This window comes from Nitrospirae bacterium YQR-1 (assembly GCA_039908095.1).
Classification (GTDB): domain Bacteria; phylum Nitrospirota; class Thermodesulfovibrionia; order Thermodesulfovibrionales; family Magnetobacteriaceae; genus Magnetomonas.
Genome location: JAMOBJ010000106.1, coordinates 1 through 560 on the forward strand (window position 1 = coordinate 1; position 560 = coordinate 560).

Sequence of the window (560 nt, forward strand, 5' to 3'; positions counted from 1 at the left end):
GCCCCTTTCTTGTCTTTTCCGTGAGTTGATAGAGTTCACTCGTCCGTAGGGGCAGAGGAGTTGTTGTTGGTAGATGTGGTTATCTGTGGGATGTTTCCACTTGCCATGATCTTTGCTTCTATGTCGTCCATGACATCGGGGTTTTCGATGAGGAATTTCCTGGCGTTGTCTCGTCCCTGTCCGAGCTTTGAGCCTTGATAGCTGTACCATGTTCCGGCACGCTCAACGATACCCATTTCAACTCCGATGTCAATGATTTCGCCTGTCTTTGAGATTCCCTCGTTGTAGTATATGTCAAACTCGGCCTGCTTAAATGGCGGAGCAACCTTGTTCTTGACCACCTTGACCTTGACATGTCCACCGATGACCTCCTGGTTTGACTTGAGGTTTTCGATTTTCCTGATATCCAGCCTCATGGATGCGTAGAACTTCAGGGCATTGCCCCCGGTGGTGGTCTCCGGGTTTCCGTATGAGACGCCGATCTTATGCCGTATCTGATTGATAAAGACAACCGAAGTACTGGACTTTGAGATGACCGCCGTGAGCTTTCTCAGTGCCTG

The 560-nt window shown here is 49.6% G+C and carries 1 protein-coding gene; it reads right to left on the reverse strand.

The features are described 5' to 3' along the window. Positions 1-35: 35 nt before the first annotated feature. Positions 36-560 (reverse strand): hypothetical protein (locus H7844_16120; protein MEO5358803.1); only part of this gene is annotated, 525 nt, incomplete at its 5' end.